This window comes from Hymenobacter roseosalivarius DSM 11622, assembly GCF_900176135.1.
Taxonomy (GTDB): Bacteria; Bacteroidota; Bacteroidia; order Cytophagales; family Hymenobacteraceae; genus Hymenobacter; species Hymenobacter roseosalivarius.
In genome coordinates, this window is sequence record NZ_FWWW01000102.1 from 17,664 (window position 1) to 42,780 (window position 25,117).

The 25,117-nt window shown below is 55.4% G+C and carries 18 protein-coding genes; 9 read left to right on the top strand and 9 right to left on the bottom strand.

Annotated features, from left to right (window positions below):
- Positions 1 to 132: 132 nt before the first annotated feature.
- Complete coding sequence (locus tag B9A24_RS19970) at positions 133 to 2,142, top strand: T9SS type B sorting domain-containing protein (RefSeq protein ID WP_084447790.1); 2,010 nt, start codon at positions 133 to 135, stop codon at positions 2,140 to 2,142.
- A gap of 13 nt (positions 2,143 to 2,155) precedes the next feature.
- Here B9A24_RS19970 and chrA read toward each other — a convergent pair whose 3' ends face one another.
- The gene (gene chrA / locus B9A24_RS19975) at positions 2,156 to 3,445 is read right to left on the bottom strand and encodes a chromate efflux transporter (RefSeq protein WP_084447791.1); all 1,290 of its coding nucleotides are present in this window, start codon (positions 3,443 to 3,445) and stop codon (positions 2,156 to 2,158) included.
- Positions 3,446 to 3,501: 56 nt separating this feature from the next.
- Positions 3,502 to 4,494, bottom strand: a complete 993-nt coding sequence (locus tag B9A24_RS19980) for a DUF1259 domain-containing protein (protein WP_084447792.1) — start codon at positions 4,492 to 4,494, stop codon at positions 3,502 to 3,504.
- 340 nt (positions 4,495 to 4,834) lie between these two features.
- Here B9A24_RS19980 and B9A24_RS19985 point away from each other — a divergent pair, with 340 nt between their 5' ends.
- The gene (locus B9A24_RS19985) at positions 4,835 to 5,170 is read left to right on the top strand and encodes a YbaB/EbfC family nucleoid-associated protein (protein ID WP_084447793.1); all 336 of its coding nucleotides are present in this window, start codon (positions 4,835 to 4,837) and stop codon (positions 5,168 to 5,170) included.
- A 22-nt stretch (positions 5,171 to 5,192) separates the two neighbouring features.
- Positions 5,193 to 6,278, top strand: a complete 1,086-nt coding sequence (locus B9A24_RS19990; RefSeq protein ID WP_084447794.1) for a glycosyltransferase family 2 protein — start codon at positions 5,193 to 5,195, stop codon at positions 6,276 to 6,278.
- On the opposite strand, the gene B9A24_RS23305 is transcribed toward B9A24_RS19990, so the two are convergent.
- Complete coding sequence (locus B9A24_RS23305) at positions 6,201 to 6,419, bottom strand: PspC domain-containing protein (RefSeq protein WP_084447795.1); 219 nt, start codon at positions 6,417 to 6,419, stop codon at positions 6,201 to 6,203. The genes B9A24_RS19990 and B9A24_RS23305 overlap by 78 nt on opposite strands.
- A gap of 170 nt (positions 6,420 to 6,589) precedes the next feature.
- On the opposite strand from B9A24_RS23305, the gene B9A24_RS20000 reads away from it, so the two are divergent.
- A complete protein-coding gene (locus tag B9A24_RS20000) occupies positions 6,590 to 8,398 on the top strand; it encodes a tetratricopeptide repeat protein (RefSeq protein WP_143435114.1) in 1,809 nt (602 codons plus the stop codon).
- A 155-nt stretch (positions 8,399 to 8,553) separates the two neighbouring features.
- Positions 8,554 to 9,537 (top strand): pyruvate dehydrogenase complex E1 component subunit beta, encoded by a 984-nt coding sequence (locus B9A24_RS20005; protein ID WP_084447797.1) that lies wholly within the window; start codon positions 8,554 to 8,556, stop codon positions 9,535 to 9,537.
- An 80-nt stretch (positions 9,538 to 9,617) separates the two neighbouring features.
- Here the strand turns inward: B9A24_RS20005 and B9A24_RS20010 are convergent, their stop codons facing one another.
- Entirely contained in the window at positions 9,618 to 11,012 is a 1,395-nt protein-coding gene (locus tag B9A24_RS20010; RefSeq protein WP_084447798.1) for a hypothetical protein, read from the bottom strand.
- Positions 11,013 to 11,163: 151 nt separating this feature from the next.
- Between B9A24_RS20010 and B9A24_RS20015 the strand changes: the two genes are divergently transcribed.
- Complete coding sequence (locus tag B9A24_RS20015; protein WP_084447799.1) at positions 11,164 to 11,739, top strand: DinB family protein; 576 nt, start codon at positions 11,164 to 11,166, stop codon at positions 11,737 to 11,739.
- Positions 11,740 to 11,757: 18 nt separating this feature from the next.
- Here B9A24_RS20015 and B9A24_RS20020 read toward each other — a convergent pair whose 3' ends face one another.
- The 3 genes from B9A24_RS20020 to B9A24_RS20030 all read right to left on the bottom strand — a co-directional run bounded on the left by B9A24_RS20020 (position 11,758) and on the right by B9A24_RS20030 (position 16,862).
- Positions 11,758 to 12,210, bottom strand: a complete 453-nt coding sequence (locus tag B9A24_RS20020; protein ID WP_084447800.1) for an acyl-CoA thioesterase — start codon at positions 12,208 to 12,210, stop codon at positions 11,758 to 11,760.
- Between the two features lie 228 nt (positions 12,211 to 12,438).
- A complete protein-coding gene (locus B9A24_RS20025) occupies positions 12,439 to 13,764 on the bottom strand; it encodes a RagB/SusD family nutrient uptake outer membrane protein (RefSeq protein WP_143435116.1) in 1,326 nt (441 codons plus the stop codon).
- A 17-nt stretch (positions 13,765 to 13,781) separates the two neighbouring features.
- On the bottom strand, positions 13,782 to 16,862 hold the full coding sequence (locus B9A24_RS20030) for a SusC/RagA family TonB-linked outer membrane protein (RefSeq protein WP_084447801.1): 3,081 nt from the start codon (positions 16,860 to 16,862) through the stop codon (positions 13,782 to 13,784).
- A gap of 191 nt (positions 16,863 to 17,053) precedes the next feature.
- Between B9A24_RS20030 and B9A24_RS20035 the strand changes: the two genes are divergently transcribed.
- On the top strand, positions 17,054 to 18,259 hold the full coding sequence (locus tag B9A24_RS20035) for an anhydro-N-acetylmuramic acid kinase (RefSeq protein WP_084447802.1): 1,206 nt from the start codon (positions 17,054 to 17,056) through the stop codon (positions 18,257 to 18,259).
- 12 nt (positions 18,260 to 18,271) lie between these two features.
- Here the strand turns inward: B9A24_RS20035 and B9A24_RS20040 are convergent, their stop codons facing one another.
- Together B9A24_RS20040 and B9A24_RS20045 are read right to left on the bottom strand one after the other, a co-directional pair.
- Entirely contained in the window at positions 18,272 to 19,024 is a 753-nt protein-coding gene (locus B9A24_RS20040; protein WP_084447803.1) for a class I SAM-dependent methyltransferase, read from the bottom strand.
- A 335-nt stretch (positions 19,025 to 19,359) separates the two neighbouring features.
- Complete coding sequence (locus B9A24_RS20045; protein WP_084447804.1) at positions 19,360 to 19,596, bottom strand: hypothetical protein; 237 nt, start codon at positions 19,594 to 19,596, stop codon at positions 19,360 to 19,362.
- A gap of 331 nt (positions 19,597 to 19,927) precedes the next feature.
- Here B9A24_RS20045 and B9A24_RS20050 point away from each other — a divergent pair, with 331 nt between their 5' ends.
- Positions 19,928 to 20,314 (top strand): hypothetical protein, encoded by a 387-nt coding sequence (locus B9A24_RS20050; protein WP_084447805.1) that lies wholly within the window; start codon positions 19,928 to 19,930, stop codon positions 20,312 to 20,314.
- A gap of 773 nt (positions 20,315 to 21,087) precedes the next feature.
- Positions 21,088 to 25,080: a T9SS type A sorting domain-containing protein gene (locus B9A24_RS20055; RefSeq protein WP_159452117.1), complete on the top strand. Its 3,993-nt coding sequence runs from the start codon at positions 21,088 to 21,090 to the stop codon at positions 25,078 to 25,080.
- Positions 25,081 to 25,117: the final 37 nt, after the last annotated feature.

A 25,117-nucleotide genomic window follows, 5' to 3' on the forward strand; every position in this document is an offset into this window, starting at 1 on the left:
TCTACTCAAATCTCAACAGTACAATAACTTGACTTAATGGCGTTGGAGGTTGCAAAGGCTTTTATACAGCCATAATTTCCTACTTTCAGTCATCCCAAAACGCAAACACCCCCTGGGTACGTTATAAGCTTCGTGAAAAACTTCTATCGTCTTTTTGTTCTAATTCCAGCCCTGCTGCTGGCTACGCTGGCTCCCGCCCAAACCTGCGAGAATACGCCCAACTCAGGAGCTGATTTTAAGGCCTTTGATACTGCTACGGGCACTGAAGTATCGTCACTTTGCGTGGGCCGGGAAATAAGGTTCGTGGATAACAGCGGTCGGCAGCTCGACCCCAGCCTTGTGCGCTACGCCACCGGGGCCGCTATCACCTGCAACGGCTCCGACTTCTCAACCAATGCCTTATATACTCCTTCGGCCGCCGACGCGACGCGGGGATTTGTAGTTATTACCCAAAATACGCAGCAGGCGGCGGGCGCAGCGGGTATCATTTTCTCCAAACGTCTTGAGGTAAAAGCATCACCGGCACCTGCCTTCTCACTTACTTCTTGCTCGGCCAACGCTGTTCAGATTACGATTACGGACCAAGTGTATGCTGCCAACCTGTATACCGTGCAGATTGGCAGTAGCGTGTTTAATAACGTAGACAGGAGCCAACCACGTACCTTCTCCGTTCCCCCAGGTACTACGACAGTAACGGTAACGGGTCGTCACGCAGGAAATACTCTATGCAGTAATAGTGGCATGCAAAGCTTTACGCCGGCTACCGGACCGTCATCTGCCCCGGTACTTAAGCAGCTCGAGGTTCGCGATAAGGAGGTTGTATTTCAATTCGGCAACATCCAACCTACGTTTCAATACGAGATTCAGATAGCTGAGCTTGGCGCGCCCGGCGGTTATCGTACCCTCCCCGGTTTTGTTGTCGGCAATGGCGACGTAGTAACCAGTCTACCCAATGCCCCGCTCCCTGCCTGCTATCGCATTCGCCCTGTCTCGGCCTGCGGAACTGGTCTTATCACTGGCTCTAATGGCTCCAATCTGGTTTGCACAATTGATTTAGGCACTATCAGTTTGGTTTCAACGTCGAGCAATGGAATAAACAAACTCAACTGGACGACGTTTGATTCGGCGGTGAGCTTTTTTCAAATACGGCGGACTTCACAAGGTATACCTGAGTCAATTATAGCTACCGTGCCCGGCAATAGTCCCTTTGAGTACTTGGATGCTACGGGCAGCTGCGGCACCATCTATACCTATCAAGTCACCGCAGTACTGACCACCCCTAGAGGCTTTGTTTCTTCAGCGTCCAACAAGTCATCGGTGACGACGGCGGCCGGCACGGCACCGCAACCGCCGCGTCTGGTAGCAGGTTTCACTCTTAGCAATAAAGTAGAGCTATTTGCTACCAACGCGGTGGGGCAACCCCTGGCTAACGAGCTCACTTTCCTGCGCGCCTCCCCCAGCCCCGCCGAACTGGGCGTCGTAAATGCGCCCACCATCAGCGATACGCCCGATAACCTAAGCGTTACCAATCCACCGATTTATTTGGCCCGCCGCCGCGATGCTTGCGGCAGTATATCAGCCGATAGTAACCCCGCTTCTCCGGTAGTGCTGGCCGTTGATCCGCAGCCGGAAGGCGCCCGATTCACTTGGTCGCCGCTAGGAGGCCCCGATGCGGCTATTCCCGTGCAATATCAATTGGTGCGCTTGGCGCTCAACGGCTCTACCATTGATATCATCCCAGTAAGTGGGCTGAGCTACGTTGATACCCAGCCACCAACCAACGAGAGCACAGTGCGCTACCGCATTGAGGCGACGGGTGGCGGCCTGGCGACGGCCAGCTATTCTAACCTGGTAAATGTTACGCGTCAGCCCCGCCTGGCAATGCCGACGGCTTTCTCACCCAATGGCGACGGCCTGAATGATGTATTGGAAGTAAAAGGGCGCTTTTTGACCACTTTCATCTTCACCGTCATCGACCGCAACGGCCAGGAAGTGTTTCGCGGCACCGACCGCACCCAAACCTGGGACGGACGCATTAATGGGCGCGAACCAATGCCAGGAGCGTACGCGTGGCGCTTCGAGGCCCTCACGGAGGAAGGCAAGCTCTTCGTGCAGCACGGCGCTATTACCATTGTGCGGTAAGTGCGATCCATCTTTAGTTGAGGGACGAATATGCCCAGCCCATAATAGCGCTGACTACAATCCAAACAACCATATTTAGCTGCAGCCAACGCAGCGCCAGTACTGAGACAAAAATCCAGCTTAAGCTAAACCAATCGGGTGCTTGAGTTAACCCCTGAGGCCACACAACAACGCTTCCCAAGTACAGGGCGAGGTTCAGAATAACGCCCACTACGGCCGCGGTTACTACGCTGAGGGTGGCTTTGATACGCTCATCCTGGCGAGTACGCTCAATCAGAGGCGCACCAATAAAAATGAATAAAAAGCTGGGTAGGAAAGTGTAAAAAGTCGTTAAGGCCAGGCCGGCCGCGCCCCAGACTATCGAGTGGCCACCATGACGCCAAGCCCCCATAAATCCAACGAAGGCCAGCACCATAATGAGCGGACCGGGCGTTGTTTCACCCAGGGCCAAGCCATCTATCATCTCCAGGCGCGTTAGCCAGCCTAGCTGCTCTACCGCTACCTGGGCTACATAGGGCAGCACGGCGTAAGCCCCACCGAAGGTAAAGAAGGCAGCAGCCGTGAAAAATCCGGTTAGCTGGCGCCAAAATGGCCAATCACCCGTTAGCCAGGTGGCTATCAGCAACGGAAGTACCCACAGCGCAACCGCTACAAGTAGCAGGCGCAGAACGCGTCTGCCCGGTCTAAACGGCGCTTCTACAATAGTCGCTGCTTGGGGCGCAAACCCAGCCGGCGGGGTGGAGCGTAGCCAAGCCGGACGCCAGCGCTGCACTATTACGCCTATAAAAATGGCCCCCAGCACTACTACTGGAAAGGGTAGCCGAACTACTGCCAGGGCCAGAAAGCTTAGGGCCGCCACGCTTATGCGCAAAGGGGTTCGTAGAGATTTCTGCCCTATTTTCAGCAAGGCTCCCAGTACAATGGCCACTACCGCTGGCTTCAAGCCGTAGAGTATGCCAACAACGGCAGGCAATGTTCCCCATGTGACGTATACCCAACTCAAGCCCAGCAACAATACTGCCGAGGGCAACACGAACAGAATACCAGCCACCAAGCCCCCTCGCACCCCATGCAGCAGCCACCCAATGTAGGTGGCCAGTTGCTGAGCCTCAGGTCCTGGCAGCAGCATACAGTAATTAAGGGCGTGCAGAAAACGCTCTTCCGTGAGCCATTGGCGGCGCTCCACCACGTACTCGTGCAAAATGGCAATCTGACCCGCGGGCCCGCCAAAGCTAATGAAGCCGAGCTTTAGCCAGAAGCGCAAGGCATCGCGAAAGGCTACCGGGGGAATAGCTGTTTCCATAGCCTAAAGTAGAGAGACTGTCTTTGGGGCGAAGCGCCAGCCTGGAAAGGCAGTCATTAGTGCCTCATAGTATCCAGGCTCTTGCTCTGCCCGAGCTGGTTCAACGCTGCCCGGAAGCCCTTGGCCAGCTGGGCGGCAGGCCCCCGGCCGTAGTAGTGCAGAAATATTATGCGAGGCTGGTCGCCGAGCATGTGGTTGTGCACCGCCACTACTTCCAGATTATTTGCTCGCAGAGCGCGAATAACGGGATTCACCTCATTTTCCAGCATGGCCATATCGCCGGCAATGTGAGCCGCGTCGGTAGTGCCCGCGAAGGAGGCCCAGGAGTTGAGGCCGATGGCGGCGGTCATCTCGGCTCCCATGGCCAGTACTTGCAAGTCGTCGCGGCCTACGGTGTACTTATAAGTGGGTCCATTAACGGCACCGGTATATTTCACGATAGCATCCAGCGACGGCAGGTCAAACAGCTCCTTACCGGTGCGGGCCGGCGCGGGGCCGGCCGGGGGCTGATTGGCCGGAAATAGCTTAGATCCTTTGATGGTAGCGGCATATTTGCGGGCCAATTCTTCCACGCTGCCTATGCCGTGTATATGCATATAGAAAATACGGGGCTCCTCGTAAAAAAAGTGATTGTGAATGGCCCCGACCTCAAGCCCATTGGCGTGAGCCGCCGAAATCAGCGGGTTTACTTCTTCTTGCAGCAGCACTGTGTCGCTCATCAGGACTGCTGACTTGCCGTCCAGAGTCTTCTTCACCGCTACCCAACCGCCAAAACCGAAGGAAATTGGCACCGGCTCGCCCTTAATGGTCAGCTTCAAATCGTTGCGGGGCAACGGTGTTGTGTGGGTAGCTTGGGCTTCTACGTAGGTTCCTTTTTTGCCCAGCGCAGCCTCAATAGCTCCTGTTTCGGCGGCGCTCAGTGGGGGTGTTTTGCCTTTGGGGGGCATTTTTGCGGCAATTAGCGGCGATGTAGGCCCGAGGAGCGTACTAGCACCTAGCAGTGCCGTGGCACGGAGAGCATCCCGCCGGGAGAAGTGATAATTAGTCATAAGAAAGTAAGGCTTTGGGCTAAAACAGGACTTTAAGGTATGAAGCCTTTCATTGTTGCTTACGTCGCAACACCCGTAACGATACATAAATTAGCTTACCTATCTTTTGCCCACCACCATATGTTACCGCTATGCTCACACCCTTGGCATTGACAAACGGAATACCTTTGTACAACTAGTTCCGTACACGAGTAACCTTGGTTTTTGCGGCTTGGCTTTTTTCAGGATTGCCGGTGAGGGTACCACGGGTCATACGGTGACACCACGCACACCCCTAGCCAGTGTTAGCAAGCCATTTCTAAAACCTCATTTAAACGCCCACAGGGCACTATTTTGGCTTATGTTTGATATGATGGGCATGATGGGCAAAGTGAAGGAGCTTCAGGAAAAGATGAAGCAGGCCCAGGATGAAGTACAGTTTCTGACCGCGACGGCCGAATCGGGCGGGGGCTTGGTGAAGGCTACCGCCAATGGTAAGCGCAACGTGGTGAAGCTGGAAATAGATGAGTCGCTGCTCACGCCCCAGGACCGTGAGATGCTGGCTGACCTGGTAGTAGCGGCCGTAAATAAGGCCCTGGATGAAGTAGGGGAGAAAGCCAAAGAAGAACTTAAGAACAAAACAGCCGGTTTGATGCCCAATCTTCCGGGCCTCGACCTTGGCAATTTTGGCCTCTGATACTTTCGCATCCTCTTCCACTTTGCTCCCGCACGTAGCCGTTGTTATTCTTAACTGGAACGGCCGCGAGCTGCTGCGCACGTTTCTGCCTTCCGTACTGGCCCACTCCGATGGTGCCCGCGTGGTCGTGGTCGATAACGCCTCTACCGACGACTCGGTGGAGCTACTGGGGGGCTTTTTTCCGACCATAGAAGTTATTCAGCACTCCGAAAACCTAGGCTTTTGCGCTGGTTACAACCAAGCTTTAGCCCGGATAGATGCGGCCTACTACGTGCTGCTCAACTCGGATGTAGCCGTAACGCCGGGCTGGCTGCGGCCCTTGGTGGCGCTGCTGGATCGGCAGCCCCTGGCAGCCGCCTGTCAGCCCAAGCTGCTGGCTTACGCCGAGCCTATGCAGTTTGAGTATGCCGGAGCCGGCGGCGGCTACCTCGACCGCTTAGGGTACCCTTTATGCCGGGGCCGTTTATTTGAAACCCTCGAAACCGACCACGGCCAGTACAACGACGCGCGCCCCGTAGCCTGGGCCAGTGGTGCCTGCATGATGGTGAGGGCCAGCACCTGGCATAAACTGGATGGGCTGGAAACGGCATTTTTCGCTCACATGGAGGAAATCGACCTGTGCTGGCGCTTCTGGAATGCGGGCTACGAAGTTTGGTACGAAGGCAGCAGCACGGTCTTCCATGTGGGCGGCGGCACACTGCATAAATCCAACCCCCGCAAAACCTACCTCAACTTCCGCAATGGCTTAGCTTTATTATACAAAAATGCCCCCCAGAGCGAGTTGGGGGGCATTTTTATCCAACGAATTGCATTGGATTGGATTGCGGCGCTACGGATGCTGGGCCAGGGTGCCATTGCCGATGCGCGCGCCGTGCTGCGGGCGCACCGCGATTTTTTCAAGAACAGAAACTACTGGCGGCAGCAACGTATGGCGGCGCGGCCCCATTTGCTGGTGTCGGAGCGCCCCGGCGTGTATGTTGGCAGCTTAGTATGGGCTTATTTTGGACTGGGCAAACGGACGTTTACCGATCTACAAATCCCAGACGGTACTCCGCTGCCGTCGCAACGCGCGGCGCAGGTTCATCCAGAAAGCCAGGGCAAAGTATAGCACTACCGGCGACCCGAAGGTGAAGAAAGAAGCATACACGAAGGATAGGCGCACGCTGCTCGTGGAAAAGCCCAGCCGGTTCCCCAAGGCATTGCAGACCCCGAAGCTCTGCTTTTCGATGAAGTCGGTTAATTTTCTCATTACTCCTCAGTATGAACGCCTTATACAGGCTATGATTGGTCAAAATAACAATAAAAGCACCGAATGTCAAGTTCCGTGCTATAACTAGCAGGCAAGTATGGCCGGCAGAACTGAGCTTTACGTTTGTTGCTTCGATTCGATAACTCGGCTCTCTACCCTTAAATAGATCTATGAAAGATGCTTTGCGCCCGCTTCTACCAGTTCTTGTCTGCCTGATAGCCGCCGCGCTACCGGCGTGTACGCTGCCGCGGATGCTAAAGGTTGCGCAGGAAGGTCAGGAAGTGCGCGTACAGCCGGCGGTGCTGGAAAGCAACGGCGAAAACGTGCTGTTTGAAGTAACGGCCCGCGTGCCAGCCAAGCACTTACGCAAGGGTAAAGCCTACAATCTCGACCTCAGCTACCGCTATGAGAATGGCTTGCAGCAGGACACGCTGGGTCGCATGACCTTCATTTTGGGGGAGTATGTATACGACGAGCAGGATAAGAATAAGCTGGTTATTACCAAGCAGTTCTCATTTCCATACTCGCCCCGCAAGAGCCCTGGCACGCTGGTAGCCCGGCCCGATGCCCGCCGCCTCAAGCCGGGGGGCAAACTAGTGAAAGGCGGTGAGCTGCCGCTGGCCCGCGGCATCGTAACCACTGCCCGTCTCGTGGTACGCCAGGATTCGACCGTGAGTCTGCTGCCCGAAACGGCCAGTAACAATCGTAGCGGCACCCGCGTGCTGCCGTTTTTCTTTGACGCTGGCAAGTCGGCTATTCGCAACTACTTGGGTACTAACGTAGCGGCGCTGGAAGACTTTATCGATTCCAACCAGCACACCGAGCGGGTCATGATAGTGGCCGGCCATTCGCCCGACTCGCTCGACGCCCACGACCCTCGCCTGGCCGATTGGCGGGTGCAGGCTCTGGCTACATACTATAAGCGGCGCGTCGATGGTTTCTCCTATCTGAACTCCGTGCGCAGCATCGTATTTGAAACGCAGGCTTATCATCAACGCTGGGATTTATTCCTGAGCAAAGTGCAGGAATCAGCGCTAAAACCCGAGCAGATAGACTCCGTTGTGCAGATCGTGAATGATACGCGGGGGACTTTTTCGGAGAAGGAAAAGCGGCTTCATACCTTATCCTTTTATGATTACCTCGAAGATTACGTGTACCCGGTACTGCGTTTTGGCACGGTAGCCGTGCAATACACCGCCCCGCCCCGCTACGACTCCGAGGTGTATCTGCTCTCGAAGAAAATTGTCGATAAAGCGGCCGAAACCGATGCGCTTACGCCCGAGGAGCTGCGTTACTCCGCCACGCTCACGCCCCTGCTGGCTGAGAAACAGCGCATTTATGAAACGGCCGTAGCTACCACCGGCCGCTGGGAGGCTTATTATAACCTGGCGGCGGTGCTTCTGCAACGGTCTGAAAAGGAGGCAACCAGCAAATCGCGCCGGGCCTACCAGCGCCGGGCAGCCACCTATTTTACGTTGGCCGCCCATCGCAACCCCACGGCTGAGTTGTTCTTTCGGGTGGCCACGGCTTACCACCGCGCCGGCGATCAGCTCGAAGCCCTTCAGAGCTATGACTATGCCATCAAGCTTGGCGGCCCGCACCCCGTGCTGGAGAAAGCTTTTGCAGATAAAGCGGCGCTGGAAATTGAAATCGGTCAGCTCGACGATGCTTTGCGCAGCCTCAGCTTCAGCGGCAAATCCTACCAGAACACCATGAATCTGGCATTGATCTACCTGCTCAAGCAAAACTACGAAGGGGCCACAACTCACTATCAGGAAGCCTTATCACTCAAGCTCGATGATGCGCTGGCTTATTACTGCCTGGCCGTAGTAGCGGCCCGCGCCCGCAACGAGAGTCTGGTAGGGGAACGGCTGCGTCAGGCCGTGGCCCTGGATCGGGCTTATGCCCAGCGCGCCGTGGAGGATCTGGAGTTTAGCAGCTATGCTAGTTCCAAGACGTTTTTAGAGGCGCTGCGGTAAGGCCCTAAATGGGATAGAATGCATACGCTTCTAAGTAGGAGCCTCGTTCTTACATCCTTCATTTGCCCCGGCGCCCTGTGCGTTGTAGCTTTACAGGCCGGTGTAGCGCCGGCTTTTCTGTCTCTGACCTTTCGATTTCGTTAACCAGAATAACTATGCGGACCATCCAATTCCGGGAAGCCCTACGCGAAGCCATGTCTGAAGAAATGCGCCGTGACCCGCGCGTGTTTCTGATGGGCGAAGAAGTAGCCGAGTATAATGGCGCTTACAAAGTAAGCCAGGGTATGCTCGACGAGTTCGGCCCCGAGCGCGTGCTTGATACGCCCATTGCTGAGCTGGGCTTTGCCGGTATAGGTGTAGGTGCAGCCATGAATGGCTTGCTGCCCATTATCGAATTCATGACCTTCAACTTCTCGCTGGTAGCTATTGACCAGGTCATCAACTCGGCGGCCAAGATGTACTCGATGTCTGGGGGGCAATATTCTATTCCTATCGTGTTTCGCGGGCCAACGGGCAGCGCTGGTATGCTCTCCAGCCAGCACTCGCAGAACTTCGAGAACTGGTTTGCCAATACGCCCGGCCTGAAGGTAGTGGTGCCCAGCAACCCATATGATGCCAAAGGCTTGCTGAAAAGTGCTATCCGCGACCCAGATCCCGTGATTTTCATGGAGTCGGAGCAGATGTACGGCGACAAAGGGGAAGTACCGGAGGAGGAATACCTGCTGGAAATCGGCAAGGCCCATATTGTTCGGCCCGGCACTGGCGTCACCATCGTCAGCTTCGGCAAAATGATGAAAATCGCGTTGGCCGCCGCCGATGAGCTGGCTAAAGAAGGGATTGAAGCCGAAGTTATCGACCTGCGCTCGGTGCGCCCCATCGATTACGATACGCTGATCGAGTCGGTAAAAAAGACAAATCGCATTGTTATCGTTGAGGAAGCCTGGCCACTGGCCAGCATCAGTGCCGAGCTAACCTACACCATCCAGCGCCGCGCCTTCGACTACCTCGATGCGCCCGTAGTTCGCATCACCTGCATGGACGTGCCCCTGCCCTACGCACCGACCCTCATTGAGGCGTCGTTGCCCAATGTAGAGCGCACGGTGAAAGCGGTGAAGGAAGTGATGTATCAGAAAGCTTAACTGCCTCTTTAGTTATACAAAAAGCAATGTCTGACCCCGTGTCGGGCATTGCTTTTTTGTGCGTATTGCTTCGAGTGAGGCTAATAAAGCAGTTTTTGAACGCAGCCAGGACATATTGTTTGGCCCACTGCCTCCGACAGCCACCAGCAACCCGCTACCCAAAGTATGAGCCCAAGTGCAGCTAGTACACCAAATGCCGGGCGAGAACGAAACCGAAGCCACCACTCAGCGGGTGAGAAAAGAAAAGCCACCGCGCTGAGCAGGAGCAGATGGAGCGGCAGAAAAAATCGATTCTCAATTGCAATAGGAATAGCCGCGGTACAAGGCAGCAGGAGCGCCAGCAATACCAAATAGTGTTGCCAACGCAGCTGTTTAACCCGGATGGTAGTTAGGGCCAGCGCTACCAGCACATAATTCAACAGCTTCAGAGGAAGTGACTCCGGACTGTTTGCCGTCAGTCGATAAGGCGTCGGATGCCGGATGTCCAGCCCATTGAACAGGTGGCGACCGTAGCGCAGGAAAAAGTCGACTGGCTGCTGGGCTACTATTTGCAGATACTGTGTATACGACGTGTATTCCCGCTGCTTCAACCGCTCAAACAGCTTCACGCCCGACTCATCGGCATAAGGTAAAGCGCCGGGATGAGCCAAAGCGCCATCATACAGCTGCACTCGTGTGCCCCAGGCAAGCTGCTTCAGGTAAAATGATTCTTTATGGCCTGTCATCCGAGCCAGAGTCAGGGGCGTGTCCTCCTGAAAATGGATTCGATTGATGGCCCACTGCGGGCCCAATGTAAGTGCCATGCCGACAATAAGGGCGGCCCAGCGCCAGCCGCTGGCACGGGGCGAGTGCCGATGGCTCCACCAAATTGCCAGACCCAGAAACGGCAGCAAGCTCACTAGGTACACGGGGCGCATATTAAAGGTAGCGGCAATGCTCAGCCCGGCCAATAGCCAAGCTAGCAGCCCCGGTCGGCTTAGCAGCCACAGGCTCAGTATCAACGTACCCAGCGCCGGCATATCAGTGAGGGTGAAACTGAAGAAGTCCCGCCAGAAAATAAAGCCCGCTAACACTAGCAGCAGCCAGCGTCCTGCTGCAATCCGTCGGCTAGTGATGCTCGTCCATAAGCCGGGAATCAGGAACCCGAACAGGATGGCGGCCCATGCGGAGCCCAGCATCTTGGCGGCCGTGAGCATGGAGCAATCGGTCGAGAAGCGAAATGCCAACGCTGGAAACATCATCAACGGCCCTACATACCCCCGAAGCGGGTCATCGTAATAAAGCAGGGAAAATGACTGATGGTGGCGCTGAAACTTCACCGCCATAACCCAGTATTGAACGGCGTCGTGCTGTAGATTTCCGCCCTGAAAGTCGTTAAAGGGCAGGTAGATCAGATATATAATCCATACAAAAGCTACCTGCCACCCAACTGCCAGCGGGCGACTCAGAAAATCTCGCACATTATTCCAACTCATGATTCAATTACAAGCCTTGCACGCGGCGCTATTTGGTAGCTCGATTCCCATTCCTAATAAGTAGTGATGGGCTTACTTGGGGGCATATTTTGCGTATCTTTTGCCAAAGCTACGCCGTTGGACGACACATTTTACCCCGACCTACCCAATCATGAATCATCGTCTGAATTTACGTTTTGAGCAGCTTGAACGCGCTACCAATCAACTTTTAGCGCAGGTGGAGCTGCTGGGCGAGCGAGCCAGTACCTCGCCGGGTCCCGGACAATGGTCGGCGGCGCAGGTAGTGCACCATCTGCTGGTCGCTGAAACGGGCATCAATCAGTATATCGACAAAAAGCTGGCACAAACGGAGGATTTGGAGGACGCTGGCGTGGGCGCATTTTTACGGTCGGGCTTGCTGCGCGTGCTTCTGCGCCTGCCTTTTCTGCGCTTCGCGGCCCCTTCCAAGCTAAAGGAACTGACACCTGATCAGGCGCCCCCACTTCCCGTTCTGCGGGCCGAATGGGAAAGCGTGCGCCGCCGGCTGGAACGCACCCTGAATGAGTACCCCTCTAAGCTGCTGAATCGGGCCATTTTCAAGCACCCTCGGTCCGGTATGCTCACTATTTACCAAACCCTCGATTTCATGGTTGACCATGTGCTGCACCATCAGCGCCAGGTCAGCCGCATTGCGCATACCGTTGCCGCGCTGCCCCCGCCGGCTGTGGTGGCGCATAAGCATGATTAGTCAACGTAAACCAAAAGGTTACTCCTTCTTCTCGCGCACGATATCGGCGTAGGTTTCGTGGCGGGTGGCGTGCTGAAACGCCTCCACCATCTCGGCCGGGGGAACGGTAAGCTTACGCAGGCTGAGGTCGAGCCAGGCGCCATCTACCGATACGGTTGCGGCCATGCGTCCATCGGCTTTGTATATCGTATGAATAATGCGCCAGCGGCTGCCGTCGGCGCTCAGCCCGCCCAACTCGGCTGTCACCCGAATGGTTTCGCTGATGCCAATTTCCTTCAGGAAGCGGGTGTCTTCGCGAAATAGAATAGGCCCGATACGTAACTCGGCAAAGCGGCGCATGGTAAAACCCTGATCGGCCAGAAAATCGAGGCGGACCTGGGCGGCATAATCGGTGTAGGCGGAGTGACGCATATGCACGTTGGGGTCCATATCGGCCCAGCGCACGGTGAAGGTTTTTTCGTAGACGGACATTGCTACTGGCTTGGGGTAAAAGGTCGGGGGGCAAGTATTTGGGCAGCAAAATAACGCCTTCCGCCAAACAACTGTTGGCGTTTGCGCTCCAATAGCACGAAGGTGCATTTTGGTGTCTCTACTTCGTTCAATAGCTCAACCCCAGCTTACAAGAGCCGGTATACTTGCATGAAAAGCCCCCCAGCAACTCGTCGGGGGGCTTTTTTACTACCTACTTACCCGCTCACTTCAGATAGCCGGGTCTTCGGGCACGTTGGGGTTGGTCAGGCGCTCCTGTTGGGGATAGGGGTAGAAATTACGGGTGCGCTCGGCGTTCGGCTGGCCGGGGCCAGGGCGGCCAAAGCGGCGGCTGTCGGGCAAACGCAGGCCGGTCATATATAACTCAGCGCTGCGCTGGCGGTATATTTCGAGCAACAGCGCATCAGCGGTGACGGCCCCGCCGTAGGCGGGTAAATTGCCCCCCACGCCAAACGGGTCGGCAGCCGGAGCCTGGGTGCGCACGGCATTGATGTCTTGCAGGGCAGCAGTCAGGCTGCCGCCGCTGCGCACCAGCGCCTCAGCCCGGCTCAGCCGAATTTCATCGGGCAAATAAGCGGGAATCGGCGCGTCAATGGCCCGAAAAAAGCCAGCCACCAGGGGCAGCGTGTTGGTGCCAATTCGCTCTTCGGCAATATAGAACCGCACCCGCGCATCATTGGGCTCGGCCAGGGCGGCGGGCAGGCCAAAGCCAGTCAGCTCACGGGGCCGAAAGTTCTTGGCTATTACCGCCGACTGAAAGATGGGGTTTGGATTCTGCGTATTGAACTGAAAAGTAGACGTGCTGCTCAGATTGACTAAGGCGGCGGCGGCCAGCGTGGCGGCGTAGTTGCTTACTTGCAAGTTGTAGCGCACCCGGTAGGCGTTGATGGTATTGCCCAGATTAAAGCTAGTGCCCAGTACCTGGGTAGTAAAATTGGCGGAGGGCGGCGTGGCCGTAATCAGCTGCTGGGCGGCGTCGAGCAAACGGATAGCCTCGGCCTGGAGCTGCTCGCGGGGTACGAAGGTGGCCGCCGGCGACCCGACCGGACTCGTGGTCAGCGGGGCCTGCTCGAAATATTGCGCCAGGGTGCCCAGGGCAATAGCCCGAAAAAGATAAGCGTGTGCCAGCACCGCGTCGCGGGTGGCGGGGTCGGCGCTGAAGACGGTGGGCGCGTTGGCAATCAGATCTTCGGCCATGCCCGCTACCCGCAGCAGGCGCGACCACAGGGCCAGCACGTTAGCGTTGTTGTTGGGCAGGGCCGCGCCGCCCGCCTCAATCTCCAACACGTTGGTAAACGTAGACACGCCCCGCAGTTCCAGCGCCGTCGTGCCAGTCGACAGAATAATGGGTTCCAAGGCGCTGTTACCGTAAAATTGGCGCATCCCCACGCTCAGGGCCAGCAGGCCGTCGCGGGTGGTAAGCACCTGCGACTCCGGCGGGCTGTTGGGATTGGGCAGGTTCAGGTCGCAGGCTGGGGCGGTCAGCAGCAAGCCGCCGAGTACGAGCAGGGTCAGTCGGGTTTTAATGGATTTCATGGCAGTAGCGATTTAAGTTAGAAGCTGGCGCTCAGGCCCAGGGTAACCGTGCGCGGAATGGGTACTTCCACGAAGTCGAAGTTGCGCACCACCGTGCTCTGACCAGCGGCGTTTACCTCGGGGTCGTAGCCACTATAGTCGGTAAATACCAGCAGGTTGCGGCCCGTGACGCTGGCCCGCACGTTCTGCAAGCCCAGAAACTTGGGCGTGAGCGTGTACGCTACTGAGGCCTCGCGCAACTTCACGTAGGAGCCATCCTCGATGTAGTTTTCAAAAATACCGAACAGGGCCGCGCTGGTGCCTTTGGGTACTTCGCCGCGTAGCTCGGGCTCGTAGCCGGCCAGGCCGCCGTAGAAGTCCCGCTCGCCCACGCGCCGGGTGAAGTTGAACACATCGAAGCCCTGCACCGCGTCGAGCTGGAGGCGGAAGCTGAGCTTGCCGGCCACGGTTACTTCGTTGATGAGAGACGCCAGGTAGTCGGGGTTGGGGTCGCCGATGACTTTGCTCAGCACCGAGCCGCTGGGCTGGCCGTCGGCGCGCCGCTGCGGTACGCCGTTCACGCCCAGCTCGCGCTGGGGAAAGCCAGTGGGCGTGAGCAGCAGGGAGCCATCGGGGTTGCGGGCGAAGTAGGTGCTGTAAAACACCCCGACCGGCTCCCCGTTTACGGCCGCTACCTGCCCGAAGCCCCCGGCAAAGGGTAGGATTCCGTTGCCCTCAATGCCATTGATCTCGTTGCGGTTGCGAGTGTAGGTAGCCGTTACGTTCCAGGTTACCAACTTGCTCTGCACGGGTACGGCCCGCACCAGCACCTCCACGCCTTTGTTTGAAACAGTACCTACGTTCTGTAAGCCATTGAGAAAGCCGCGGCTAGGCTCGAAGGTGCGGTCAAGCAGGAGGTTAGGCGTCTGCTTATCAAAATAAGTGGCCTCCACACCCAACCGACCGTTCAGGAAACCCGCGTCAAACCCTACTTCCAACTCTTCCTGACGCTCGGGGTCTAGGCGCGGGTCGCCGAGTCGGGGCGGCCGGACTACCCCCTGTAACCCGCCGGGGCTGGGCAGGGAAATGTAGTTGGTGAGCTTTCCATAGTCATTGATCACACTCACGTTGCCGGCCTGGCCATAGGAGGCGCGCAGCTTCAGCGAGGACACGGCAGTGGCCAGGGGGCTATTTTTCCAGAAGCTCTCTTCCGACAGCACGTAGGCCGCGCTACCCTTCAAAAAACGCTGCCAGTTTGCATCGTCGTTAATTTGATCATAAAACTGTGAGGAAGCATCCACGCGCAGAGCCCCGGTCAGGAACAGGCGCTGCCCCAGCCCAAAGGTTTGCTGTATGTAGTAGCCTTCAATGTTGCGCTCCCGACGAAAATCACTGGCCACGCTGGTACCGGCATTGGTAGTCCCAATTCCTACGTTAAGCTGCTGGGCCGTAATGCCGCTGATCAGGGCCTCGTCGTACTGCCAGGTGGCTCCCACGCTGGTGGTGGATTCCAGCCACTCGGTGAGGTTGCGCTTGTAGCCCAGGGTCAGGTCACTGTTGTACTGGAGCACAGTCTGGTCGGCGCGGCGGGCGAAGCCGGTGGCGTAGTCGGGCGTGGTATTGCCGCGCGGAATAAACGCCGTGCCTATTTGAGTATAAGTATCGAAGCCAAACACATAGTCGGCCGTAAAGCCTGCGAATGGGGTAAGATTCAGCTGCACGTCGCCGATAAAACGGGAAGTGCGCTGGCGGAAATCAAAGCGGTTGATGGCTTCCAGCGGATTGGTGCGCCGCAAAAAATTGGGGCTGGTGCTGGGGTAAATGCCGGTGATTGGATCGGGCGCGGGGTTTACGAAGTTATTACTGAAAATAAAGCCAGTCAGTGCCCCGTAAGCGTTGTTGAGGCCGCCGTTCGGGATTTCGCGGCTGCTGCTGAGCGTATAATTGGCCCCGCCCGAGATACTAGCCCAGTTGGTCAGCGTTTGCTGAAGGCGTAGGCGACCAGTCTTGCGCTCAAAGTCAGTGGCATCCACGATGCCCTGATTTTTAAAGTAAGAGCCTGAGAAAAAGTAACGCGTAGCCTGGCTCCCGCCCGATACCGACAGGTAGTTATCCGTGCCCACGGCCCTACGAAAAATCTGGTCCTGATAGTCGAAGCGCTCCGCCGGTACTTGGGTCAGGTCGGCGTTGGCGGCGGCGTTAGCGGCGGTATTGACAAAGCGAAATGGGTAGTCGTTGTAATCCAGCGTTTTGCGGATTTGCGACACGATAAGATTACTCGATACCGTGATGGCGGGCTTGCCTTCCTTGCCACGCTTGGTAAAAATCTGCACCACGCCGTTCGAGGCTCGCGAACCATAAATGGCCGCCGCCGCCGCGCCCTTAATTATTTCGATGCGGTCGATGTCGGCGGGGTTGAGGTCTACGAGGCGGTTTTGGGCGTAGCCACCCAAGTCGAGCAAGTCGGGTGACTCATTGTTTACGATCACCCCATCAATTATATAGAGCGGATCGGAGGAGCCCACGACGGTATTGGTACCACGCAGCCGCACCGAAATGCCCCCCGCCGGGTTACCCGAGTTCTGCGAAATCTGGGCCCCGGCCACTTTGCCCTGCAAAGCCTGATCAATCTGCACAGCGGCACCTTGGTTTAGCTCCCGTGCGCTTACCGTACTGATGGCATTGCCGAGCTGCTGCTTGCTGGTGGCCACCGAGTTGCCGGTTACGACTACTTCTTTCAGCCCCACCAAGTCTTCACGTAGCGCAGCATCAGCAGTAATCTGGGTTTCGGTGCCAAGTGTCAGCGGCTGCGTGATGTTGGCGTAGCCTACTGAGCTGATGGCCAGCTGGTACGTGCCAGGCCGAACCGATGCGCGCAGCTCATAGGCGCCATCGGTGCCAGTAGCCGTGGCCAGCACCGTATTGGCAATGCGCACCGTGGCACCGGGCAAGCCGGCGCCTCCATTGGCATCCGTCACGCGCCCTCGAATAGTATAAGCAACATTCTGGGCCCACGCCGCGGAACTACTAAGTATCAGCAGCAAAAGCCCTAGCCAGGCAATGGTTGTGCTGCCAAACTGCCGGAACCGATTCGCTGCGGGCGAGTATAGGTGTACCATAAAAAGAGGTTTGGTGGAAAGGAAGAATGAGAAAGCGTGGAAATAGGTATGGGTAAGATACTGCCTACTGCTGATACTTAGCATTTTTCACCGAAGATTCAGGCTTATTCAAGCTGAAGCAGCCCATATAACCTCGTTCTTGGCAACCTTGATTTGGACTCCCTGAATGTTTGCCGCACTTTTACCCACCTATGAACCCCAACCTGCACCACCTCCTCACCATTGCCCAAAAGCCCCAGCGCCGAATCATCGGCCTGATGTCGGGCACCTCGCTTGATGGCCTTGATGTGGCGCTGTGCCTGTGTGAAGGCAGCGGACCGGCTACGCGGGTGCGGGTAGAGCAGTTTGCCACGGTGCCGTATGCTGAGTCGGTGAAAGCTGAAATCAGGCGGGTGTTTGCCCAAAATACCATCGAGTTTGAGCATCTGTGTCTGCTCAACCCCTGGATTGCGCTGCTGCACGCCGACATGGTTCTGGACTGCCTGCGAGCCTGGGAAATTGCCCCCCAGCAGGTGGATTGCATTGCCAGCCACGGCCAAACGGTGTTTCATGCGCCCCGAAGCCAACATGGCAAACCCAATTTTCCGAACGCCACCCTCCAGATCGGCGACGGCGACCATCTGGCCGTGCGCACCGGCATTCTCACCATCAGCGACTTTCGGCAGAAGCACGTAGCGGCCGGTGGCGAGGGCGCGCCACTTGCCGTGTACGGTGACTATCTGCTGTTTTCCAAAGCTGGCGAAGACCGGATTCTGCTCAATATGGGCGGTATCGCCAACTTCACCTTTCTGCCCGGCACCCTCGATGTGGAGACGATGTTCTCGACCGATGTCGGCCCCGGCAATACGCTGCTGGACGCGTTTACGCAGCTTTATTTCCCTGGCAAAAGCTACGATACCGACGGCACCATTGCTGCTCAGGGTCAGGTGCACGAACCCCTGCTGCGCGCATTGCTCGATCATCCGTTTTACGCCGCCGACTTTCCCAAAACGACCGGTCCGGAGCTATTTAGCCGCGACTACGTAGTGCAGGCCCAGCAACGCAGCGGCTCACTGGGCCTCTCCCCTGCCGATCTGCTGGCCACGCTCGTCGCATTCAGCGCGGAGGGCATTGTAGGGGCTATTCGGCGCTGCTTTCCGACTTCCAGTGCCCCGCTGACAGTATATGCCAGCGGCGGCGGCATGCACAACCCCGTACTGATGCGGGCTTTACGCTTACAGCTGCCGAACTGCCGTTTTCTCACTACCCACGATCTGGGCATCAATCCCGACGCGAAAGAAGCCGTTCTTTTCGCGGTGCTGGCAAATGAAAGCCTGGTCGGCAGCAACGCTCCGCTGGGTAGCAGCCGACCAGGAATTCCGGCGGTATCAATGGGAAAGTTTTCGTTTGCCCGGTAGCTATTTTTTCGCTTACTGATTCACGTCGTGCGCGCCGGCGCTCAGCGTCAGGCGGGCCAAGTACTGCTGCTGTTCGTCCTCGGCAACAATTTCCAGCTCATAGCCGGCTTCTTCGGCATAGTCCTGCAAAATGCTGGCTTCCACAAAAAGCCATTGAAAAGGCGTACCCATTTCGCCCTCGTACGTCATGGCGTATTCTATCTCGCCGTAATAAGGGCCATTAAGATCAATGAGCAGGGCACCTTCTTCATCTTCATAGAGGTAAGCAACGTCGGATGAAGTGGCCAGAATTTGCCCCCCAGGCGCCAGAAAGCCGCGTGCGTGCTTCAGAAAGCGCGCCAGTCCTTCGAGTGTACCCACCAGGCCCAAGCCATTCATCAGCATCAGGATGGTATCGAACTGCTCGCCGGTAGCGGGAATGTCAAACAGGTTATGGTGGGCTACTTCGCGCACGCCACGCTCGTGCATCACCTGCACCGCGCCGGCCGATACGTCGAGGGCGCGCACGGAAAAGCCACGATTTTGCAATTCCAACGCATGCGCCCCCGCGCCGGCCCCTAAGTCCAGCACTCTGCCCTGGCATTCCTCCAAAGCGCGACGCTCTAAATCAGGCATTTCCCAAAGCGACCGAAAAAAATAACTGGCGGGCAGTGGCTCGTCTTCGCTCACGTTGGTATGCACGGTAAGCGTGGCAGATTTATCGCCGCGCAAATACGCAGTTAATGCGCGGCCTAACGGATCGGAGGTAGCGGAAGAGGAAGTCATACGTCGAAGATACGCGGAGTTACTCCAAGGGGATATGAATTATTTAAAAGTAACAATAGAAGTTGTTGGGCAGAAACAGCGGTAAATCTATCTAATCAATAGCTGCCTATGTTAATTTTTTATTTATAAAAGGCAGATTATAGCTTTACTGCTACCATTATTTCAGGAGTTCAAGCGATATAATGCAGAAGCCTCAGCGGAATTTCATTATCCGTAGGCTATGATTTATTATTAACTATTGAAGAGATAGTGCTATAGAATGATTGATATTTATGCAAGAAGCCCCGGCCTTTTAGCTAGACCGGGGCTTCTTCATGTATGCGCTTAGGGCTTAATTACTCAGCCGCAGCCTCTTTTCTGGGGCGTCCACGACGGCCGGCCGTTCCCGTGCCAGCAGCGCGGGGCTTGCGTTCCTTGCGTTCTGGGGTATAAGAGGGATCCAGCAATGCATTGGTTTCGCTGATTAGGCTGGTCAGTTTTTCCATATTCTTACGAACCTGGGTCAGTACCATCTCATTATCTTCTGCATTTTGAAGAAGTTGCTGTAGTTTGTTTAAATCTGCTGCGGCCATTTTGGGAGGATTTGAAAGAGGAATAAATTAATTTATTTGACAAAGGAAACATTAATTAGGATACCAACAAAAATAAAATTTGTGTTGATGTTTTTTCCTACGAGTGGCTATTGGTAAAGGATACATTATTTTTCGGCAGCCTCGACATGCTGCACCTGGCTCCTTGCCTATCACACTGAATACTAAAAATAAATATACTGGAGGTGCAGGTTCGGAGTCAAATTTTTAATGTCTCAGATTCGTTGGCAATGCCGCGTTCTTATTACGCTGGTGCATCCTTGCCGCCCCTATTTGCGTTGGAAAGACACCAACACTTTTATTTTCGCTACTTATGGCCAGCAACCTTGATTACCTGAATCCGGCGCTTCTTCCACTCGAAGAAAAAGTTAAAGCTTATCTGGAAGCGGAGGAAGAGTTGAAAAAGACTCAGATAGAAGCCCGCTCGCTGGCAACCACGGATTTACCCGCCGCCGCCGACGGTTTTGAGCAGCGCCCTCCCACCGGCAGCTTCGATCAGCACTCCGATGAGTTGCAGCAGCGCCTCAACAATATGATTACCGATCTGGACCTGCTTCGCCGCGAGATTATTGAGCTTCTGCCTGTGCGCGACGAGTTCATAAAGTTAAATCTAGGCTATGGCCCCAGCCGCGTGGGAGCCTTCGTGGTTCCTACTGCCCCCGGCACCGAACCGAAGTACCAGCTTCGGGTAATTCATTAACTGACCAAACCCATAAGCACAGAAAAAGCCCCCCAGAAATACCTGGGGGGCTTTTTTGTGCTCGTGGTTCTGAGGAATGCCATAAACTGATGGGCAAAAAAAAGGCCCCGCTTAGCGAGGCCCCTTTCCACAACCAAAACACCTAAAAAAACTATTCTTTCGGATAAGTTTTAAGCAAGCATCGGGCCAGAAATCAGACTAATTTCATTTTTCAAAAAGCTTCTACTAGAATAGAGCTTATACTGACTATTGGTTTAAGGGACTTCAAGCTTCTGCAAGTGGCCTGCTTCCGCCATGTTGCGCGGCCATTTGCAGGCCATTTCAGGCATTCATGTAAACGAAAAGGGTCACCTAAAATGCCATAACCCAGTAGTAGGTATAAGCTCTAATGTTATGTATTAAATTATTGAATCATTTATAATCTTCAGTGCAAGTATTTTAAATATTCATTTCTTTATAATTTTTTATACTAACGTGTAATGCAAGCTCTTAAGGAACAAATATCCAGATTTTTTCGAGTATAATGCAATTTCAAGGCATTTTTCGGAGCTTTCTTTGCTCTTATTAAAAAACAATTCCACTATTCTTTATTGTTCATGAAAACAATTCTTACCCCCTTCAACAGACGGTCGGATACTGTTCGAAAGCTTTTGCGAATAGCGAGTGCGTCACTGGTCTTATTATCGTTTGGGCAGCGAGCACAGGCACAGTTTCCACGGGTTGAACCGTTTAACAGGAGTACGGCTACCGGATTCCGGGTTGGGGGTAGCGCAGTGCTTACTGGCGGCTCTACCGATGCGGAGGGCAGCGGCTATCTACGACTAACTGGTGCTATAGCAAACCAAGCCGGCTTCGCCATTGACGGCACTTCCTTCCCTACTCCCAGTGGATTTAGTATCTCTTTCGAATTTTTCTCCTACGGCAAAACCACCACCACGGGCGCCGATGGTTTTTCAGTGTTTCTGGTCGATGCCGACAAGGTAAGTGCGGCAAGCTTTACGAGTGGTGCTTCGGGGGGCTCTTTGGGTTATGCGCAGAAGGTTCTTGCTGATCCTACCAATCCTACGAATAGTGTGGGGGTTCCTTCTGGCTACATCGGTATTGGTATCGACGAGTTCGGCAATTTTTCTAACGTTACAGAGGGACGGGTAGGTGGCCGGACGACAGGTGCTGGCATAACTACCGATGGTCGCACACCCAACTCTATTGCCATTCGGGGGGCAGGCAACGGTAACAGCAACACGGACTATCCTTACCTGGCGGGTACTGGGGTGTTGCCCTTCACTCTGGAAACTGGAACAGCACGGGCTCAGAGTGGCAGCCCTGATTACCGGCGGGCTTTCATCGACGCTATACCCCAGCCTGACCAAACGTACTTGATTACGGTACGCATTCAACATGGCACCCAGGTTTACACAGCCATTAATAGCCTGCGTGTACCTAAAGCGCCCAACAACTTACGAATCGGGTTTGCCGGCTCTACCGGGGGTAGCAATAACGTGCACGAGATTCGCAGCCTGGCTGTCGTGAATCCTACTGTCGCCAATAATGATCGGTTTGGGACGCGTTACGGCACGGCAGCCTCGTATGATGTGACCGCCAACGATGAAGCCACCGGCAGCAGCCTAGATCGGGCCACCGTGGATTTGGACCCTTCTACTTCTACCGTTGAGCGTACGCTGACCGTGGCAGGCAAAGGCACTTTCACCGTAAATACGCAGGGGGTTGTCACGTTTAGCGCCCTCAACACGTTTGCGGGCGTTGTTACTATCCCTTACACCATTAGGGACATCCTAAATACGCTTTCTAATCAGGCCACCATTACGGTAGACGTAAGTGGAGCCGATTTGGCGAGCAGCGTGAGCGGACCAACTACCGCTAATCCAGGCTCACGGGTAACTTACACCGTATCCACCACTAATTTAGGGTTAGAAACTGCGCTTAACGTGGCGCCAACCTTACGGTTGCCCCTTACGGCTACCAACATTAGCCGTCCAGCTAATTCTACCATTGCTACTGTCGGAAGCGAGCAGGTAATTACGTTCGCCACGGTGGGCAGCCTACCAGCCAATGATCCGGCTATTATCAACGCAGTAACCTTTACGCCACCAGGCTCGGGTACCATCACAGGTACAGCAGGCTTTACTTCCGGCGTACCCGATCCTACCCCAGGCAACAATATTGCTACCGTAACGACTACGGTCGCTGGCATTGCGAACGTGGCTACTGCTTGCGCTACTCCTGGCAAGGATGGATTTGAGGCCCTTTCTGGCACCTCAGTACCCAACACTTACTTCCCTGTAGCCATTCCTACCGCTGTTACGGCTGGCCAAGCCAGCATTACGCTCGGTGCAGCCTCAGCGGGAGCAGCCCCTATCCGCACTGGTGACTTGATCTTGATTATGCAGATGCAGGGTGCCACCATGACTACGGATAACTTAGCTTCTTATGGTACAATCACTAATGACGCCACGTACACGGCCGGCAAGTATGAATACGCCATTGCCACGAGTGATGTGCCCTTGACTGGCGGTACCCTAACGCTGGCTAAAGGAGTAACAAACCAATATGAGAGCAACGCCACTGGCACTAGTGCTACCACCCAGCGTCGGTTTCAGGTTATCCGCGTTCCACAATACTCTGCTGTTACTATCACGGGCACGCTCACAGGGCCAGCCTGGAATGGCACGACTGGCGGTGTACTTGTAATGGACGTAGCAGGCCAGACTCGTTTCATTTCCAATGCCTCCATTGACATGACGGCCAAAGGATTCCGTGGTGGTGGTGGCGTTAGCTACTCAGGTACAGCAGCCAATAGAACTGATTACGTTACTGCTGCTGCCTTGGCACACGGTTCGAAAGGTGAAGGCACTGCCGGCTCACCCCGCAACATCTTCAATGGCACAGCAGTCATTACCAATACCATTAATGGTGTCTCTACGGATGGTTATTTCGGTGGCAGCAATGGCGCCGGTGCTCCTGGAAATGCTGGTGGCGGTGCAACAGATTATGGTGTTGCTACTGGAAATGGTAGCGTTGCCGTTAATACATATAATAACGCTGGCAACGCTGGCGGTGCTGGCGGTGGTAATGGTGCCAATGGTGGAGTTGGGGGTTATGGCTACCAATCAAGTAATAGTGGGACTGGCTTACGAGCAGAAAGCGGCGCTACTACGGCCAATGCTTCTATTTCGCGCATCGTACTAGGCGGTGGCGGAGGCGCAGGCTCTACTAATGATGCGAATGCTACAGCTAGCAGCGGTGGCATCGGTGGAGGCATTATCATGCTGCAAACTGGTTCGATAAGCGGTAATGGATTACTAGTGGCCAACGGTAGCAATGCCCCATCAGCTAACGGTAACACCTCCGGCGGCGGCGGCGGCGGCGCGGGTGGCACAGTACTCGTGCGCGCTACTCCTCCTGCTACGGTTGCCGACGGTCTGAATAACATTTCGGTGCAGGCGAGAGGTGGCAATGGTGGCAGTACCATCAATGGAACTGCCGAGTATGGTTCTGGCGGCGGCGGCGGCGGCGGCTTAGCCTATTCAAACGGCACCTTAGCTACGGGCGGCTTCTCTGGAACGGCCGGAGCAGCTGGCACCACAAATGGTGGCACTTTCGGCGCCGGTGCAGGCACAGCGGTTCCGACGGCAGCTATCAGTATTACTGCTGTTCCGACTAATAACATTGCCGGGGCTGGCTCTTGCTTACCTACGCTCACTGCTGCTTTGTCGACTCCAACCCCCAATGTAACGCGTAGTGGCGACGCGGTAAATCCTGCTACGTATATACTTGTTGTATCAAACACGGGTGGGGCGGCAACAGGAGTAGACGTAGAAACAACGCTAACCACTGACCTCTTCAAGTATGACAACACAGTGGCTCCTACTGTGATCCTAACACTGGCTGATGGCAGTTCTTCGCCCTATATCGGCTACACTGTCCCAACTAGTAGTGTAAGCACACCAACATTCGGTAATCTGGTTATTCCGGCCGGCGCTACGCTTAGAATTTCCTTCCGGGCCACCATTGCCAATACTGCTGTAAACAACACGGCTTACCAGGCCTCTGCAACTGTTCGGTTCCTCGATCCTACCCGCCTCACGGCTACAAGCACGGTATCACCCGCTGGCACTTTCGCCGGAGGAGGTACTGTATCGGGTAGCAACTACGCCGCTGCTTCCAGCAATGCCGAAGACGTAACTATCGTACGTCCGCTACCAGTGGAGCTGAGACAGTTTACAGCTACGGCAGCTCGCCTGGATGCTCAACTCAGCTGGACTACGGCCTCGGAACTGAATAATGACCGCTTTGTGGTAGAGCGCTCCCTCGATGGCTTGACTTTTAGCTCTATCGGAACCGTTCGCGGCAAAGGTACCAGCACGCAGCAGTCAAAATACGGCTTCACCGACGCTGGCGCCGCCCGTTTTGGGTCTCTGATCTACTACCGCCTGAAGCAGCTGGATTTCGATGGAACAGCATCGTTCAGCCCAGTGCGCACAGTAAAATTTGTTGACGCTATCAAAGTAGATGTGTCGGTGTACCCCAACCCAACTCAGGGCGGTGCTACGCTTGACTTGACTGGCTTGCCCGCTGGCAACTACCAGGTACAGCTGCTTGATCTGACGGGCCGCAGCCTCCAGGTACTTACGCTGGCCGGTCAGCAGGAACACCCGCTGCAGGTGCAGGCGCTACCACATGGTTCCTACATTGTACGGGTGCGCGGAGCAGCCGTGAATGTGGCGCTGCCTTTAGTTCGCAACTAAGCCGTGCCGAGAAAGCATAAGTCATAAAAAAGCCNCA